We start from the raw sequence: 15,763 nt of genomic DNA on the forward strand, positions 1-15,763 counted from the left end.
ATCATTATGAATGTTCGCGCACGCCTGCTTATCTTTCTCGCAGCCACACTGATAGTCTCGCAATCAGCAATAGCCCAGACAACGATTACCAATCCAATACTCCAGGGATTTTATCCCGACCCAAGTGTATTGCGCGTCGGTGACGACTATTACCTGATCAATTCCACGTTCTCGTACTTCCCTGGCCTTCCCGTATTCCATAGCAAGGATCTGAAAAACTGGAAACAGATCGGAAATGTGATCAGCAGACCATCGCAGATGAATTTTCTTGAAAATCGTATGACACGCGGATTATTTGCTCCTGCTATTGAACATCACAACGGTGTCTATTATGTGACTTGCACGCTCATCGATCGGGGTGGAAACTTTGTCGTCACGGCCACCAATCCGGCCGGTCCATGGAGCGATCCAACTTATCTGCCGCAGGTTAAAGGCATTGATCCATCATTATTCTTCGATGGTGACAAAGCCTATATCATCTATAACAATGACGCTCCGGAAAACAAACCGTTATATCCAGGACATCGGACGCTGAGGATGTACGAATTTGATCCTGTTCAATTGAAGGTTGTTGGCGAGGAGAAGATCCTGGTGAACGGTGGTGTCGATTTGAGCAAGAAGCCGGTATGGATTGAAGCCCCTCACATCCTGAGGAAGAACAACTGGTATTATTTGTATGCGGCCGAGGGTGGTACGTCGGTGAATCACTCGGAAGTCGTGCTGAGAAGCGAGTCCGTTTGGGGACCTTACGTGCCCTACGAAAAAAATCCTATACTAACTCAAAGGCATCTGCCCGAAGACCGTAAAAATTCAATTACGTCAACAGGTCATGCTCAATTGGTAGAGGGGCCCGATGGTAACACCTATGCTATATTTCTCGCCGTACGGCCCTACCGTGGTAACTATTACAACACCGGTCGCGAAACGTTCATAGCGCCCGTGTCGTGGATAGACGGATGGCCGGTTATCAATCCTGACCACGCAGAAGTGCAGTACAAGTATTGGGTTGGTTACAAAGAGGTAAAGCAGATGGACGCCCGCCCGCAAAGCGGCGCATTTGATTACACCATCACCTTCGAAAAGGAACTCGACCCGGCGCTATTGTTCCTGCGCACCATCGATAGCAGCGCATTTAAGCTCGGCAAGGCGAACGGCCTTACACTAAAGCTGAAGCCTGAAACCTGTATGGAACTGGGACATCCGGCTTTTGTAGGCAAGCGTCAACAGCATCTGAACTGCACGGCGGATATTGAAGTAAAGTTTGAAGCAAATAGCGCAGACGAAAAAGCCGGCTTGACGATCTTTCAGGACGAGCATCACTTCTATTATATCTGTAAATCGTTGGATGCGGGTAAACCGGTAGTGCAGTTGTACCGGAGTACAAAAGAGAATACGATGGAGCTTATTAACCAGGCCGTGGTTGGAAAAGGAAATCTGATGCTGCGTATAGTCGCGGAAGGCGAGTGGTATAGTTGCTACTATGCTGAGAAAACCAACGACTGGAAACTCCTAAAAGATAAACTTGATGGCACTTTCCTGAGCACTCAGGTTGCCGACAGTTTTATCGGATGTGTCTTCGGTATGTATGCTACTTCGTCGGGGGCGGCAACTACGAACGTTGCTTCGTTTAAATTCCTTCGTTACAGCGGCAGTGATAACCTGAACAAATAACGTCGCGCACGGAAGTCACCTTGACACCTGGTTGTCGACGCGACTCTTGCTTTAGACGGCGATTGACATTTGCGCACTTGCAAATCTTTCAGGGGGCTCACCATGGGTTTGAGTGAGCTCCCCTGATCGTATACATTGCACGGCGTTCCCCTTCGTGCCTACACCTAAAGCCTGGAGGTATGCGTAGATGTCGCCCGTTTGATTTGGAAGGATTGTAAAATGGACAGGTTAGCAAGGACGCTTCCTTTTGGCAGGGTTACACCTCAAAGAGAGCGGCAGATATACGAGGATTTTACTGATCAATGGATGATAGAACAAAAGTGGTAAGTTGAAAAGAATTGATATCCTGAATGTCTCTAAAATACTCAAAACACTGATTGTTACGTTTTCGATGTTCTAAAATTATAAGTAAATGAATAGTTTTTGACACCGATACTTTTTTCGATCTCTGTACATTTAGAGTTGTAGATAAAAAGCCGCCGTCAACAGCGGGAACACTTGCACTCGCATGATGGAGATGATGAACAGAACGAATTCCCAAAATGATTGGAATCTTTGCCCGTACAGTAACGATTGTCTGTTTTACACTTTGTATAACTTTTTGCCTTTGCGCACAGCCGGCCCCGACGCCGGTATTTGAGTCTCCTGAGGTTCGTTCCGACAATACAGTCATCTTCAGATTTTTCTCAAAATCTGCCCGTGAGGTAAAGCTCAGTACACAAATTGAAAATTCTCCCGTGGCAATGACTAAAGACTCACTTGGAGTTTGGTCAGTAACGCTCGGACCAGTTAAGCCGGATATATATCCTTATCATTTTGTAGCAGACGGGACGTCAGTCGCCGATCCGCGGAATTCGGCGATCTTCCCAAACGAAGGTTTCCAAAGCAGTCTTGTAGAAATCACAGGTTCATCACCGCTGGTGCACACGCTTCAGAACGTTCCTCACGGAACTGTCTCCTGGCGTTATTATAACTCTCCGGAACTCGGTACACGACCGGTGGTGGTTTATACTCCGCCAGGTTATGAAAAGGATAATAAAACAAAGTTCCCCGTTCTCTATCTGCTTCACGGTAGCTCCGATACGGAAGAGACCTGGACTAAAGTCGGACGAGCCAACATCATCCTTGACAATCTTATCGCCCAGGGTAAGGCGAAACCCATGATCATCGTGATGCCCTATGGCCGCGCTTTTCCCGCCATCAGTAAGTCGTCAGGGAGCTTGCGCAATTGGGACAACCTGCAGGAATTCAAAAAGGACTTTCTTAATAATTTGATTCCCTTTATAGAACGAAACTATCGCGTAAATCCTGATAGGAACAATCGCGCTATCGCCGGCTTCTCGGGCGGAGGAGGGGAGACGCTGTACCTGGGACTTAATCATCCGGAGTTGGCCGCATGGATTTGTGGATTTGCCCCCGGAATGTTAAAGGAGGAATTTGAACGCAACAATGCCGTAGCTTTCGCAGATCCGGCTGAGACGAATAAACGACTTAAACTATTTTGGATCGGCGTTGGAAAGGAAGACTTCTTATACGGGGTGGTGCAGGAGTATATGGACGTGCTGAAACAAAAAGACATTAAACATGAAACCTTCATCTCCGATGGAGGCCATACCTGGATGAATTGTAAACTCTACCTCACAACGATCGCGCAAAAGCTATTTAAACCTCAATGAATTTAAAACAGTACCACATCATGGTCATGACTTATAAAATGATGACGGGGTTAGCAAGCCGCTGATGAACTTCACTTTTACTCAAACACTATTTTAAAACATGACGACCATCGACCCCAACTTTAAAAAAGCATTTGCTTTCACCACATGCAGTTTGATTACGTTTGGCATAGCCTGCACGTTGCTTTTTTCCTGTGGCTCCCGCCCTGCAGAAACCAATGACACAGCCGAGCAAACTACCGCGGAGCAGGAAGACACGCTTCAGGCAATCTCCGATCCATTGGTGAGTGACATTTATACTGCTGACCCATCGGCACACGTATTCAATGGCCGGATCTATATTTATCCATCGCACGACATCGAGTCGGCAGTTCCTCAGGACGACCTGGGGTCGCACTTTGATATGAAAGACTACCATGTCCTGTCTATGGACAGCGTGGGAGGAAAAGTCACTGATCACGGTGTGGCCCTGGACATAAAGGACATCCCCTGGGCAGGCAGACAATTGTGGGCCCCTGATGCGGCCGAAAAAGGTGGCAAGTACTATTTATACTTCCCTGTAAAGGATAAGGAAGATGCGTTCAGAATCGGCGTCGCGGTAGGTGACTCACCTCAGGGGCCGTTCAAACCGGAAGCGAAACCCATTGAAGGAAGCTATAGCATTGATCCCGCTGTCTTTAAGGATTCCGACGGAAAGCACTATATGTACTTTGGCGGAATCTGGGGCGGTCAGCTGCAACGCTGGGATAAAGGAAAGTACGATACCAATGGCTCCAAGACTGATCGCAATGATGGTGGTCCGGCCATTAGACCACGCGTTGCACGTCTCTCGGATAATATGGTTTCATTCGCCGAACCCGTTAAAGAGGTTGATATTGTTGACGAAAATGGAAAACTCCTTGCAGGCAGCGATCACGACAGAAGATTTTTCGAAGCTTCCTGGCTCCACAAGTACAATGGCAAATACTATTTTTCGTATTCAACCGGTGATACCCATTTTATCTGTTACGCGATCGGCGACAGTCCCTATGGTCCATTCACGTATAAGGGTGTAATCCTGAATCCCGTTCTCGGATGGACAAACCATCATTCTATTGTGGAAGTCAATGGAAAGTGGTACCTCTTCTATCATGACGTCGAGCTTTCCGGCAAAACGCATTTGCGGAATATCAAAGTCACACCGCTCTCACACGAGGCCGATGGAAGTATCAAAACCATCAATGCATACGGGAAGCCTGTAATGTGAGACTTCGCGATTCCAACCAGCGACCCTTAAATTCAGTTTCATCTTTCTATGAAAGGCTTATTTAATTCAAGTCTCGGCTGCATCATACTTGTCGCATTGCTCCTTCAGGCATGTGGTCCGGCTGTCGGGGACCACGTATCGACGGTTAGTACAAGCTTTGGCGAGATTTCTGGATCGAGCGAAGACAGTGTTTTTATTTTTGAAGGAATACCGTATGCAAGGGCAGAGAGATTTATGCCGCCGCAGGATCCCGATCGCTGGGAAGGCGTACGTCAATGCGTGGCGTTCGGACCTGTCGCCAAACAAGTGGTGCCATGGATTGCCGACTCGTTGATGAACGAAAAGGAATTGTTCAGTGTCAACATATGGACGCGCGGGTTGTCTGACGGAAAGAAACGACCCGTGATGTTTTGGTTACACGGCGGTGGCTTTCATGTAGGCAGCAGCAGCGATCCTATGACTGATGGAAAGGCTCTTGCAAAGAAAGGAGATGTTGTAGTTGTATCTGTAAATCATCGTCTTAATATTCTGGGCTTCCTGGATCTCTCGGGTGCGGACTCAAAATATGCGCAATCAGCAAACGTCGGTATGCTCGACGTAGTAAAGGCCCTCGAATGGGTAAGGGACAATATTAAAGAGTTCGGTGGCGATCCTTCCAATGTTACCATTTTTGGCGAATCTGGTGGAGGCGGAAAAGTGGGAACGCTCATGTGCATGCCTTCCGCGAAAGGATTGTTTCACAAAGCTATTATTCAGAGCGGGACACTCATTAACGTGATGACGAAGGATAAGTCACAGGCATTAGGTTTGGCAGTACTGAAGAATCTTGGACTTACAACAAATGACGTCCACAAACTTGACACGCTTTCTTATCATGCTTTGTTGAAGGCTGGAAACGAAGCGATCGAATCAATCAATGGTCGAAGAATACCGGGATCCCCAACGATGTTTGGTTTTGCCCCTTCGGCCGATGGAAATGTACTCCTGCAGCAACCATTCACTCCAGGCTTTGCCAGCGTTTCAAGGGAGATACCCCTTCTCATAGGAACCACATTGAACGAATTGATACGCACTGCCTATGGAGAAAAAGAACTTACAATGGAGCAGGCAAAAGACCGACTTAAGAAAATATACGGCAACAGAACGGACGAGTTTGTAAAGTTATACGCGAAGGCTTATCCAGGTTTCACTCCGCAGGATTTGCTTTCTGTTGACACTGTATTCAGGCCTTTTACCATTCGCACGGCCGAAGCCTGGGCGGCTCAATCCAGTGCACCTGTTTACAGTTACTTTCTCGCCTGGAAAAGTCCTGTTGATAGTAGCTCCCGCGGTTCCTTTCACGGTCTGGATGTTCCCTTGGTCTTTGACAATGTAGACCTCAGGTCGGACTGGACAGGGACAACGAAAGAATCATACGATATCGCCGACAAAATGAGTTCGGCATGGATAAACTTTGCCAGAGCGGGTAACCCTAACGTTGCAGGTAAACTTCCCGCGTGGGAAACCTATACAGCGTCAAACGGGGCAACCATGATTTTTGATAGCGGTTGTATCGTTCGTAACCATCATGACCGCGAGTTAATGAAGTTCATCAAGCCATTAGAGTAGCGTGCAGATCTGTGAAGTTTAGTCTCGGTTCTTTATCGTTCGATAAAGCGGCTTCATTTTGAAGAAACAGCATCATTTGAATATTTTATAAGAAACCTCCGACCCTCTTTATATCCGAAGTCCCTGGAGTACCGGATGCCTTACAATTCCGTCCGACGTTATCTGGCAATAGGTAACATTACACACAAGCTTCGGCTCCAGGCAGAACATGTCCCTTTTCCGTTTGATGGGTAAGCAAGCAATGTTGGTGGGTACCTCGCCGGTGCCTCTAGCCGATGTAAAGCTGAAGAGCGTAACGTCCGACAGCATCCCGGTATACATTTTTAACACTACTCATGAAGCGAACCTTGGCAGTCACTATCCGCAGGGCGAACCAAATGTTTGAGTCTCATCCTACGCGGCTTGCTCAGCCCGTAGGGGGCACGTTGGAATGGTTTCTGGATGATGGTGCGGCTAAATTGTTTCCTGAGTCTTAAGGATCATTTACCAGAGAGTACTCTGCATTAAATTGACTAGGTTGTTTTTTTAACTCCAATTCCCCTTCCCGGGAAAAAACCAAAGCGAATACATGATGCAACAGGCACGGCGAGCGCCAGCCAGGAAAGCAGGTGCCAGATACCGGTACCTGCGAGAGCAGCAAGCAATCCAAAGACCGTCAGCGCAGCAAGTAACACTGGGTATTTCCAAACACGAATAAAGTTGTTTTGCATATTGAGTTATCAGGCAGGTACAGCGATTTCTCTTTCCTCAAGTTCTTCAATGCGCGCAAGCTGCGCTTTCCTTCTTGCAAACCACAGATAAAGTCCGCTAATAAGGACAATGATGGTTACGATGTCAAACAATGTCCAGAGCACCTTCAACGGCATACCACCATAATCCCCGAAGTGGAGCGGTTGAGACAGGAATAATGCGTTTACAAACCATGGCATGGTACGCATGTCGGTGAGTGCACCACTCTTGGCGTCGATAAGCGCGGGTTTGATTAATCGTGACGTCATCGGTGTGTTGCCTCGGACGAAAACAGCATAGTGATGCTTACTTGTAAACATAGTGCCCGGGTAAGCAACTATCGAAACGTGCATTTCGGGTTCCTTCGCCTGCGTGACCTCAATAGCGTCTTCCAGTGGACTTAAGTCGCCCTCTAGTGGTGCTGCATCCTTGTACGGCGCCACCATCTCAGAAAGCTGCCCTACCTGCCAGAGTCCCAAAACGATTTCTGACGTTGTGTTGATTACGCCCGTAAACCCAACGACTAACGCCCATGCCAGCGTAACAACTCCCAGCATGTTGTGCATGTCGAGCCATTTCAGTCGTGATGACTTTTCTGTTCGCACCATGCCGAAATTGAATTTTCGCATGATCGGACTATAAAGCATGATGCCCGATATAATGGCGACTACAAAAAGTAAACCCATCAAACCCAGAAACAACTTTCCAATAATGCCTGCGAACATGTCGACATGGAGTTTATACACGGCGTACATAAATCCTTCGTCAAATTTTGGCTGCTTTAAAACGGCACCAGTTCGTTCGTCGATAGCAACGAGGTTAGCTACGGTAGGAGGGGCATCAATAGAATCTGCCATGCTCACCGTTACTATGTTAGGATGATCTTCCTCCCAGTATACGTAACGGATCACATTGTCAGGATACGTCTTCCTGGCGCTGACGAGCAGATCGTCGATTTTCATCCTGGGTGTTCCCAAAGGCATTTCCGGTGCCTCAGCCTCATTTCCCGCCAGGTGATTGATCTCTTCGTAAAAAATAAGAGGCAACCCGGTAATGCATAGCATCAGTAAAAAAAGGGTGCATATCAGGCTGGTCCACTTGTGGACTTCAAACCACGCACGAACGGTCTTTTTAGAAACATCCATAAATTTTCATATTAGGCATTGATACCCGGACATTTACATCCGGGTATCATCTGTTATTGCTGCTTAAGGAGCTACTTTCGCGAAGCCCCAGGTAAACCCGTCGTGATCGACATTGAACGACTGAGTAGCACTGACTCCATCCGAACCCAGCTTGTAATAACCGTCGATTCCTTCGTCAATATTTCTCACCCAGAAATACACGTCGCCGTCTATCTCTGTAATCGCTTGTTCATTTGCGTAGGCGTAGTGATGTTTAGGCATGCCGCTGATCCTGGTTGCAGTACCGCTGGCGAGATCAACTACGTAGTAATCGAAAATGAAAGACTGGAGGTTAGCGAAAGCCGGATCGAGATCTTCTGACGCCAGTTCGAGATACATCTTTCCTTTTTTCACCAGCGCCATGGCAATGGAAGTATTTTTTTTGAGCCCAATGTTAGCCGCATCAACCGTCCAGGCCTCATCAAATGTTGTTGCTCCAGCCTTGATCCTGATCACTTTGCTCTTGGAGAATCCGTTGGTTAATCCAGTGCTGTAAAAGTACAGGGCGCCATCATCGCCAACCGACCACATCTTGTTTCCGGATGATCCCCAACCAATGCTATTGATAACACCGTCATCGTACTTAATCACCTTGTCAAGTTTCTTTGTTGCTATATCGATCACGGCAAACTCGACATGATCAATGAGATCGCCGCCGTATCCGGCTGTATTCAGCGGAGTGTAATTGATGCCTGCATACAATTTTCCCTCCTTAGCGGCGAGGGTATGCTTGCCAACGACCTGATACTCGGATATGGTTTCATCACGCAGTTCCGAGAGATCGATCTCACCGGTCCGTGACATGGTTGACGGATCGAACGTTTGGATCTTCATTGCACCGCGCTTTTCGTCGGAGTAAAATCCCGTTGTTTCATTAACAACCAGGAACTGGGCAGCGTCGATTATAAATCCTTCTGCTTTCAACGTTCCGTCTGCATTTACAGTAAACTTCTGTAGCCCTTCATCGCCGGCTGCATTGGTTCGGGTGAATATCCAGTTCTTATAGGTGCGAAAACCAAACGAAGAGTTTACCTGCAGTGAAGAGCTTTCCAGCGGCGGAACAATACCTGAAGGAAAATCATCGAACGTCGTGAAGTAGCCCTCATCCCATTTTTCTGCGGCATTCAGGAATACGTATTTCGTTTCGCCTTCGGCGCCAGAGCCGCCTTCATCGTCATCACTGCACGAGGCCAGTACGAGTGCCGAAGCAAACAACGCATATCGCAATATTGAAAAGAGTTTGTTCATAGTAAGTAATTATCAGATTGCTTTAGTTATAGATTATATGTGAGTTTCAGGTGAAAGCTGCGGCCGGGGTTCTGGATGCGGAAGTTGTCATACACGCGGGCATCGAAAATGTTTTTGACCTGCATGCCAACCGAGAAGTGCAAATCAAAAGGGAAGTATGTAAAACCTGCTGTGTGCACAGACTGATCGGGAACGATATTGGGAGCATCTACTTTGGCATGTCCCCATAGCCCCAGGAAAGAGTCAGGTTCGAAGTCCTTGGGTATGCTGGAGAGGTAGTATTCGCGCACAAATGAGAAGAACCAGTATCCTTCGATGCGGTCTTTGCCCGTCAGAAAATGATTGGTCGATGCGCGCAATCCCAGGTTGGAAAAGAAATATGGAGTATTCTGTAGCCGTGAGTCTTCCTTCAGATCATTGCCGGTGTCGAACAACCGGAAGTCCTGATAAGTAAAGTTTCCGTTTGCCTTAAGCCACGGCAGAACGGTGTAATTGGCGTCCATCTCAAAACCGATACCCCTCACGTTGCTGATGTTCTGGTTCTGATTGAACAGAAAATTGTACGGGACATTCAGGATGAGGTCATGCGTTTTCCTGTAAAACGCATTCATCTCCACGGTCAGCTTCTCATTCTTTGTGGACGTATAGATGCCGGCATTGACATTAAAGCTCGTTTCAGGTAGCAGTGCAAAGTTGGAAACGTGCAGGTTGCCGTCGCCGAAGAGCTCGTCCTGCTCAGGCAATCGCGTGGCAAACTCAGCCGAAGCCCTCACGAAACTTCTTGTGCTTATAGAATACTTCAGAGCATCTGCAACTCCCCACCGTGATTCCATGGTTGCGCGTTCCTGTTCGGCGCCCTGCCAGTCGCCATCGGTCGCATTGATGGTAAACCCAAAGTACTTTACAATAAGGTTGTTGGTGATCTTGCTGTCGAGGAATCGCGACTCAAGACCTGCAGAAGAGACTGATTTGTCATAGTACGCCGGTACAGAAAGGATGTCACGACCGGAACCTACGAACGTAAGGCCTAATGGATCTTTTCCAACACGTTTGTTCGCCGCGTAAACGAAGTTGATCTCGAGTTTTTGTGTGGGGGTCAACTCAAACGACGCATAGGTGCGCGATGTGAGGTAGCTGAAATCTATCTCGGAGAGAGAACCTCGCAAAGATGCCTCACCGATATAGGACGACGACGGATGATAATCACCGTACCAATCGTAAGAACCGTGCGCAGTATCCACCTGCGATGTTGTGATGGTATTGGCTTCCAGAAATTGGTCGAGCGTAAGGCGTCCATCAAACAAAGTTTTTTTATAACGCAGGGTCGGAATAACAGAATACTGCTTGCTCGCATATTGACCAAATGGCTGCGTCATGCGAGCTCCGTATTGGTTTTGCCGATCGATCCAATACCCGGCAACACCAATCCGAAGTTCATCGGCCCATCGCGTGTTCGCCACACCACCGTATACCTCTCCATAGTAGTGTTTAAACCTGTTGTGAAACAGCTTCACCCGTTCCTGTATCAGTTCAGGTGTGACGTAGTAGTCGTTGTCAGAGTAATTGACGAAACCCTCAACACCGGCAAAAAAATGATGAGCAGTATCTGCTCGTTGCACGTTGAGGTTAGCGCGATGTGTGTTAAAGGAGGCAATCTCGTACGAAGCTTCAATCGCATTGCCCACCACTTTTCTCGATACCATATTGATCCCTCCGCCAAGTGCGTCTGCCCCGAGCGTTACGGGAAGCACGCCTTTGTACACTTCCATGCGCTCAAGCTGATTAACCGGCACCAGTGAAAAATTATAACCAGCGCCGAGGTAGTCCATGGGTACGCCATCTTTAAAGTATCGTATGGCGCGATCCTGAAAACCATTTACAATAATGCCCGCGTTGGAGCCGAGCCCGCCGGTTTGACGAACCCGCACACCTGCCGATCTGTTCATTAACTCGATCATGGTGGATGGTGTCCGCGCGAAAACCTGGGCGTTGATCACAGCGGATTTAATCGGACTCTCCATGACCAATCGCGTATCTGATTTCCCCTCTACGGTTACTTCAGACAACTGTTGTTGAGAGATCATCAAGTGCACTTTCAGTGAATTGCCTGGCACCTGAATAGTAAGTACTTGCGTCTCGTAGCCGACTCCGGAGAAGGTCAGTTCATACGTGCCATCCGGCATATCATGAAAAGCGAATAATCCTTTTTCATCCGTGATCATTCCCTTGTTAGCGCTCTTTATGAAAACACTCACGTATGGAACAGGACCATTGTCATCAACAACACTTCCTGAAATAGAACCTGGTTGAGCCCAACAGAATTGTGTGAGCGCCAGCGACAGAATAAAGAGAACAGATAAGTAACTTCGCTTCAATGATCGAACTGATTTGAAGCGCCAAAGCTAAGTGTCGGAGCAGTAGTTTAGAATCGTTATGAATAGAGTTTTTGAAAATTACCCTTCGTTGGGTATCATCTACCCTGCAACGGGTAGTGTGATGTAACTATACCAGGGGAGAGATTAACGTTACAACCCAGTCTACCATACCCACGGTTTTGCCGGTAATGTCTACTTTAAAACATGACCGATTGTTGAATGTAAATAGTCGGGCTGTATTTGAACTGCTCCTTTTCCGATCGTAAAAAAGCCGTAGGTCATTTTGAAGTGAATTATTTCACCACGCCCAAAAACTCTCATTCTTATAATACGGATAGACGTCATTGTCTTGCGCCATAACTGCAGAAAGAATGACAACAACGAAAAGGGCAGAGATTAATTTCTTCATACTGCGCATTCCAAAGATAAGCACATTTCCATGCGCAGGTTCTGCCATCGATCCAGAATGTATACAGAATTTTCACCTACGTTACAGAGAACGGGTTATTAAGCAATCAAAAGGCGGGGTTCTGTTTTCATACGGAGGAACGAATTGTGATGGGGAAGGATGCATAATAGCATCAAAGCTTAACCCTTGCCGAAAATGACATTGTAAAAAACCATTATTATGGAGCTCTCTGTAGTCGTTACTTTATTTAACGAGCAGGACAATGTCAAGCCATTGCTTAAACAGATAAGTAGTGCGCTCAACGGAATAGAGCACGAAATCCTGTTGATCGACGACGGATCGACTGACGCAACGGTCGCGCGAATAAAACAATACGCTTCTGCCAACGTAACGCTTATTGTTTTAAGAGGCAATCATGGCCAAACGGCAGCGATGTCCGCGGGTATCGAAAATTCACGCGGATCTTATATCGTTACCATGGATGGTGATTTGCAGAACGATCCAACTGATATTCCCTCAATGCTGCATAAACTCAGGAGCGGGGATTGGGATGTTGTGGCAGGAAACAGGAAGCACAGGAAAGACCGTTTGCTGCTCAGAAAGTTTCCAAGCCGGATTGCTAATACTATCATACGCCGCCTCACGGGTGTCGCCATAAGTGACTTTGGCTGCACACTGAAAGTATTCAAGTCTGAGATTGCCAAAAGTCTTGGTCTTTACGGTGAGCTTCATCGATTCATTCCTGTGTTGGCTTCACTTGAAGGCAGCAGGATCACGGAGGTTGATGTTAAACACCATGCGCGCAAATTTGGAGAATCAAAGTACGGTTTGGGCCGAACCTTTAAAGTTCTGAGCGACCTGGTTCTGATGTACTTCTTCAAAGCATACTTCCGCAGACCGATTCATTTCTTTGGACCGATCGGAATACTGTCACTTTTCCTGGGAATGGCAATCAATCTCTACTTGCTGGTGAAGAAGATCATGGGTTTTGATATCTGGGGGCGACCGATATTGATTTTAGGAATTACGCTTGTACTGGCTGGCCTTCAGTTTCTGACTTTTGGCGTTATTGCTGAGTTGATTGTTCGGGTGTATTATGAATCTCAGCATAAACGCACTTACAATGTGAAAGAGATCGTCGCTTTTGGATCAAATGAAATATAATCGCATTTATTTTGCCCTCACCGATAATCACATCGGCATCCGGAGTGATCCACAGAAATTCTACAGAATCCAATGCGAAATTGGCTGAGCCCGTTGTACGTGCAATACTACATTCGGAGCAAACCCACACGATGCAACCTTATACATACCTGCAGCATGAGGCGGAACTATTTTCGAAACAACTAATTGCCTCGCGCATTGGTCAGAATCGCTACTTTCATAATATAGAACACACGCAATTGGTTGTAAAATCGTGTCGCATTTTAGTGGAGCATGAGACATACGCGCCGGTTGACTATGCGGCCCTTATCGTCGCGGCCTGGTTTCACGATACAGGATATACGGTTGTAGGACCCGGTCATGAGTTTGAGAGTGTAAAAATTGTTTCTGGCTTTCTTGAGTCATTTAATTGCGAGAAGCAGTTCATCGCATTGGTTGTCGATTTGATCCTAAGTACGAGAGTGAATTTCACCCCTGCTCATTATTTGGCCGAAATTCTGTGCGACGCAGATCTGAGTCATCTGGGCTCGCCGGAGTATAAACGCTGGGAATTCCGGCTTCGTCATGAGTTGGAATATTCTGATGGTATTTCAAAGACAGACAAAGAATGGCTTGAACAGAATATTTCTTTCTTTAAGTCTCATGATTACTATACTCCTCAGGCACGTAAGTTATGGGGTATTCAAAAAGATCAGAACCTTAGATTACTTGAACTTAATCTGGTAAGGACCGTCTGAGACATTGTGCCCATGTCCACGAAGTAAACTACCTGCTGCGTCTCAATGCTACCGTGAGGTAGCCTCCAAAAACAGCAATTGCCGTCCACGCCCACGACGCCCATATCACGTTGGTCGCGGTACTGGCAGGTAGCCCGGGATTTTTAAAGTAGACGAGAAAAGGGTGGATGTACGGGTATAGATAAATCAGTTCCCACTGTCGTATCATAAATCCCGAAGTAAACAGTACCAGCCCAATGCCAATTGGAATCGCGAAGTTGTTAAACATCAATGAAAGACAGAATTGGATACTTACTATGCCTAAGATTGAAACTATCATTTTGTAAGATGTCGTAAGCATATAATACCATGGTACCGGCAGTTTTGCAAATTGATAGGAGGGATCGATAGCAGACGTGAACCACCCAAATGCGACAATGAACACGTTAAAAAGCAGGAAGCACAACAAGACGAGTGCAATTAGTATCAGGAATTTGGAGAAGTAGATTTCGGCATACGTTCTCGGGGTTGCATATACTTGTTTCCAGGCATTGTTGCCGAACTCAATTTGAATAATCAATGTAGCTAACAGAATAACATACATTGTTAACATGAATCCGGCAGCTATCTGCCAATTGTATTCAATGAATGTTCCCCAGGGATCCTCGGCCATCCTTGGTCGGAAATAGTCAGCCCGGAGAAGGGATTTGAGAGCGTTAATGAAAGGTATTAGTGCAGCACCGGCGATAGTAAGCCAGAATGCCGGCGTGTTTCTTGTCTTGATAAGTTCAGCGGAAGTGCTGTTAAGAAATGTACTCGTCATTTGCTGATCAGTTTAAGATAAATTGATTCCAGATTTTGAGACTCGAATCCTGCTCCGAGAAGTGGAATTTTGTTTTGAACCAACAGTTCGATGATTCTGGGCGCGGAATCTCTGTTGATGTTGCTGATCATTAAGACTGAATCATCCACCTTTTGCGCGTCATAATCAGAACATAGCAGGGCCCTGGCGTCATCGGTCCGGGGCGATTCGATTCGAAATAGTCCAGTAGGCTCAACTACGGAGTAGAGCTCTGACTTCGGCCCTTGATACAATAGTCGACCGCTGCGAATAATTCCAACGTCTGTAGCTATTCTTTCCATTTCGCTAAGAAGGTGGCTGGAGATCAGAAGTGTTTTTTTAAAGTCACGGTTCAGCGAGATGATTAAGTTCCTTACTTCGATCATCCCTTCGGGATCAAGTCCGTTGGTGGGTTCATCGAGAATGAGCAGCTCAGGATCATGAAGAAGGGCGATGCAGATTCCAAGTCGTTGTCGCATACCCATGGAATAGGACCCGACCTTTTGGCGGGCAGCATATGAAATTCCGCAAATCTCCAGCACCGCCTCGATTCGACTTTTGGCAACGCCGTATGCAAGTCGATGGATCTCGAGGTTCATGTATCCTGTCAGATGCCCATATAGGGAAGGTTGCTCTATGAGCGTCCCTGTTCTGCTCAGAATCTCAAGGCGGTGGGTGGTTAGGTCTTTGCCAAATAATTGAATGTCCTGATTACTGGAAAGCAAGCCAAGCAGCAATCTTAGGGTAGTGGTTTTTCCTGCTCCGTTGGGACCAAGGAAACAATAAATACTTCCTTTGTTTACTTGCAGACTCACATTGTCTACAATTCGGTGGCCCTTGTCAAATCCGAACGTAAGGCCTTGCGTATGAATGATAGGTTGGGTCATAGAGTCACG

The 15,763-nt window shown here is 46.9% G+C and carries 15 protein-coding genes; 8 read left to right on the forward strand and 7 right to left on the reverse strand.

Annotated features, from left to right (window positions below; translation table 11 throughout):
• The first annotated feature begins 6 nt into the window (after positions 1-6).
• The 4 genes from WBG78_RS27015 to WBG78_RS27030 all read left to right on the forward strand — a co-directional run bounded on the left by WBG78_RS27015 (position 7) and on the right by WBG78_RS27030 (position 6,201).
• Positions 7-1,671 (forward strand): glycoside hydrolase family 43 protein, encoded by a 1,665-nt coding sequence (locus tag WBG78_RS27015; protein WP_337329640.1) that lies wholly within the window; start codon positions 7-9, stop codon positions 1,669-1,671.
• Positions 1,672-2,414: 743 nt separating this feature from the next.
• On the forward strand, positions 2,415-3,347 hold the full coding sequence (locus WBG78_RS27020) for an alpha/beta hydrolase (protein ID WP_337329641.1): 933 nt from the start codon (positions 2,415-2,417) through the stop codon (positions 3,345-3,347).
• A gap of 100 nt (positions 3,348-3,447) precedes the next feature.
• Positions 3,448-4,593, forward strand: a complete 1,146-nt coding sequence (locus WBG78_RS27025; RefSeq protein WP_337329642.1) for a glycoside hydrolase family 43 protein — start codon at positions 3,448-3,450, stop codon at positions 4,591-4,593.
• Positions 4,594-4,641: 48 nt separating this feature from the next.
• Entirely contained in the window at positions 4,642-6,201 is a 1,560-nt protein-coding gene (locus WBG78_RS27030; RefSeq protein ID WP_337329643.1) for a carboxylesterase/lipase family protein, read from the forward strand.
• A gap of 108 nt (positions 6,202-6,309) precedes the next feature.
• Here the strand turns inward: WBG78_RS27030 and WBG78_RS30805 are convergent, their stop codons facing one another.
• On the reverse strand, positions 6,310-6,411 hold the full coding sequence (locus tag WBG78_RS30805; RefSeq protein ID WP_443092806.1) for an ATP dependent DNA ligase: 102 nt from the start codon (positions 6,409-6,411) through the stop codon (positions 6,310-6,312).
• Here WBG78_RS30805 and WBG78_RS27035 point away from each other — a divergent pair.
• Together WBG78_RS27035 and WBG78_RS30810 are read left to right on the forward strand one after the other, a co-directional pair.
• Entirely contained in the window at positions 6,410-6,586 is a 177-nt protein-coding gene (locus WBG78_RS27035) for a hypothetical protein (protein ID WP_337329644.1), read from the forward strand. The two genes, WBG78_RS30805 and WBG78_RS27035, sit on opposite strands and share 2 nt — an antisense overlap.
• Positions 6,537-6,677 (forward strand): hypothetical protein, encoded by a 141-nt coding sequence (locus tag WBG78_RS30810; RefSeq protein WP_443092805.1) that lies wholly within the window; start codon positions 6,537-6,539, stop codon positions 6,675-6,677. Before WBG78_RS27035 ends, WBG78_RS30810 begins: the two co-directional genes overlap by 50 nt.
• Before the next feature lie 36 nt (positions 6,678-6,713).
• On the opposite strand, the gene WBG78_RS27040 is transcribed toward WBG78_RS30810, so the two are convergent.
• The 4 genes from WBG78_RS27040 to WBG78_RS27055 all read right to left on the reverse strand — a co-directional run bounded on the left by WBG78_RS27040 (position 6,714) and on the right by WBG78_RS27055 (position 11,737).
• Positions 6,714-6,911: a hypothetical protein gene (locus WBG78_RS27040; protein WP_337329645.1), complete on the reverse strand. Its 198-nt coding sequence runs from the start codon at positions 6,909-6,911 to the stop codon at positions 6,714-6,716.
• Between the two features lie 9 nt (positions 6,912-6,920).
• On the reverse strand, positions 6,921-8,075 hold the full coding sequence (locus tag WBG78_RS27045; protein ID WP_337329646.1) for a PepSY-associated TM helix domain-containing protein: 1,155 nt from the start codon (positions 8,073-8,075) through the stop codon (positions 6,921-6,923).
• 63 nt (positions 8,076-8,138) lie between these two features.
• Positions 8,139-9,362 carry a hypothetical protein gene (locus tag WBG78_RS27050; RefSeq protein WP_337329647.1) on the reverse strand — a complete coding sequence of 408 codons (1,224 nt, stop codon included), beginning with the start codon at positions 9,360-9,362 and terminating at the stop codon, positions 8,139-8,141.
• Between the two features lie 26 nt (positions 9,363-9,388).
• Entirely contained in the window at positions 9,389-11,737 is a 2,349-nt protein-coding gene (locus WBG78_RS27055) for a TonB-dependent receptor (protein WP_337329648.1), read from the reverse strand.
• Positions 11,738-12,365: 628 nt separating this feature from the next.
• Between WBG78_RS27055 and WBG78_RS27060 the strand changes: the two genes are divergently transcribed.
• Together WBG78_RS27060 and WBG78_RS27065 are read left to right on the forward strand one after the other, a co-directional pair.
• Positions 12,366-13,310 (forward strand): glycosyltransferase family 2 protein, encoded by a 945-nt coding sequence (locus WBG78_RS27060; RefSeq protein WP_337329649.1) that lies wholly within the window; start codon positions 12,366-12,368, stop codon positions 13,308-13,310.
• A gap of 131 nt (positions 13,311-13,441) precedes the next feature.
• Positions 13,442-14,047, forward strand: a complete 606-nt coding sequence (locus tag WBG78_RS27065; protein WP_337329650.1) for an HD domain-containing protein — start codon at positions 13,442-13,444, stop codon at positions 14,045-14,047.
• Between the two features lie 28 nt (positions 14,048-14,075).
• Here WBG78_RS27065 and WBG78_RS27070 read toward each other — a convergent pair whose 3' ends face one another.
• Both WBG78_RS27070 and WBG78_RS27075 read right to left on the reverse strand, forming a co-directional pair.
• Positions 14,076-14,849: an ABC transporter permease gene (locus WBG78_RS27070; RefSeq protein WP_337329651.1), complete on the reverse strand. Its 774-nt coding sequence runs from the start codon at positions 14,847-14,849 to the stop codon at positions 14,076-14,078.
• Positions 14,846-15,754 carry an ABC transporter ATP-binding protein gene (locus tag WBG78_RS27075; RefSeq protein ID WP_337329653.1) on the reverse strand — a complete coding sequence of 303 codons (909 nt, stop codon included), beginning with the start codon at positions 15,752-15,754 and terminating at the stop codon, positions 14,846-14,848. The genes WBG78_RS27070 and WBG78_RS27075 overlap by 4 nt, the downstream gene beginning before the upstream one ends.
• Between the last annotated feature and the right edge of the window lie 9 nt (positions 15,755-15,763).

The organism is Chryseolinea sp. T2 (assembly GCF_037203685.1).
Taxonomy (GTDB): Bacteria; Bacteroidota; Bacteroidia; order Cytophagales; family Cyclobacteriaceae; genus Chryseolinea.

What these genes read in the sequence shown, in the direction of transcription:
- WBG78_RS30805 (WP_443092806.1), bottom strand. Translation starts at nt 6,411, where the DNA reads ATGTTCTGCCTGGAGCCGAAGCTTGTGTGTAATGTTACCTATTGCCAG.
- WBG78_RS27060 (WP_337329649.1), top strand. Translation starts at nt 12,366, where the DNA reads ATGGAGCTCTCTGTAGTCGTTACTTTATTTAACGAGCAGGACAATGTC.
- WBG78_RS27040 (WP_337329645.1), bottom strand. Translation starts at nt 6,911, where the DNA reads ATGCAAAACAACTTTATTCGTGTTTGGAAATACCCAGTGTTACTTGCT.
- WBG78_RS27065 (WP_337329650.1), top strand. Translation starts at nt 13,442, where the DNA reads ATGCAACCTTATACATACCTGCAGCATGAGGCGGAACTATTTTCGAAA.
- WBG78_RS27075 (WP_337329653.1), bottom strand. Translation starts at nt 15,754, where the DNA reads ATGACCCAACCTATCATTCATACGCAAGGCCTTACGTTCGGATTTGAC.
- WBG78_RS27070 (WP_337329651.1), bottom strand. Translation starts at nt 14,849, where the DNA reads ATGACGAGTACATTTCTTAACAGCACTTCCGCTGAACTTATCAAGACA.
- WBG78_RS27050 (WP_337329647.1), bottom strand. Translation starts at nt 9,362, where the DNA reads ATGAACAAACTCTTTTCAATATTGCGATATGCGTTGTTTGCTTCGGCA.
- WBG78_RS30810 (WP_443092805.1), top strand. Translation starts at nt 6,537, where the DNA reads ATGAAGCGAACCTTGGCAGTCACTATCCGCAGGGCGAACCAAATGTTT.
- WBG78_RS27020 (WP_337329641.1), top strand. Translation starts at nt 2,415, where the DNA reads ATGACTAAAGACTCACTTGGAGTTTGGTCAGTAACGCTCGGACCAGTT.
- WBG78_RS27025 (WP_337329642.1), top strand. Translation starts at nt 3,448, where the DNA reads ATGACGACCATCGACCCCAACTTTAAAAAAGCATTTGCTTTCACCACA.
- WBG78_RS27030 (WP_337329643.1), top strand. Translation starts at nt 4,642, where the DNA reads ATGAAAGGCTTATTTAATTCAAGTCTCGGCTGCATCATACTTGTCGCA.
- WBG78_RS27045 (WP_337329646.1), bottom strand. Translation starts at nt 8,075, where the DNA reads ATGGATGTTTCTAAAAAGACCGTTCGTGCGTGGTTTGAAGTCCACAAG.
- WBG78_RS27035 (WP_337329644.1), top strand. Translation starts at nt 6,410, where the DNA reads ATGTCCCTTTTCCGTTTGATGGGTAAGCAAGCAATGTTGGTGGGTACC.
- WBG78_RS27015 (WP_337329640.1), top strand. Translation starts at nt 7, where the DNA reads ATGAATGTTCGCGCACGCCTGCTTATCTTTCTCGCAGCCACACTGATA.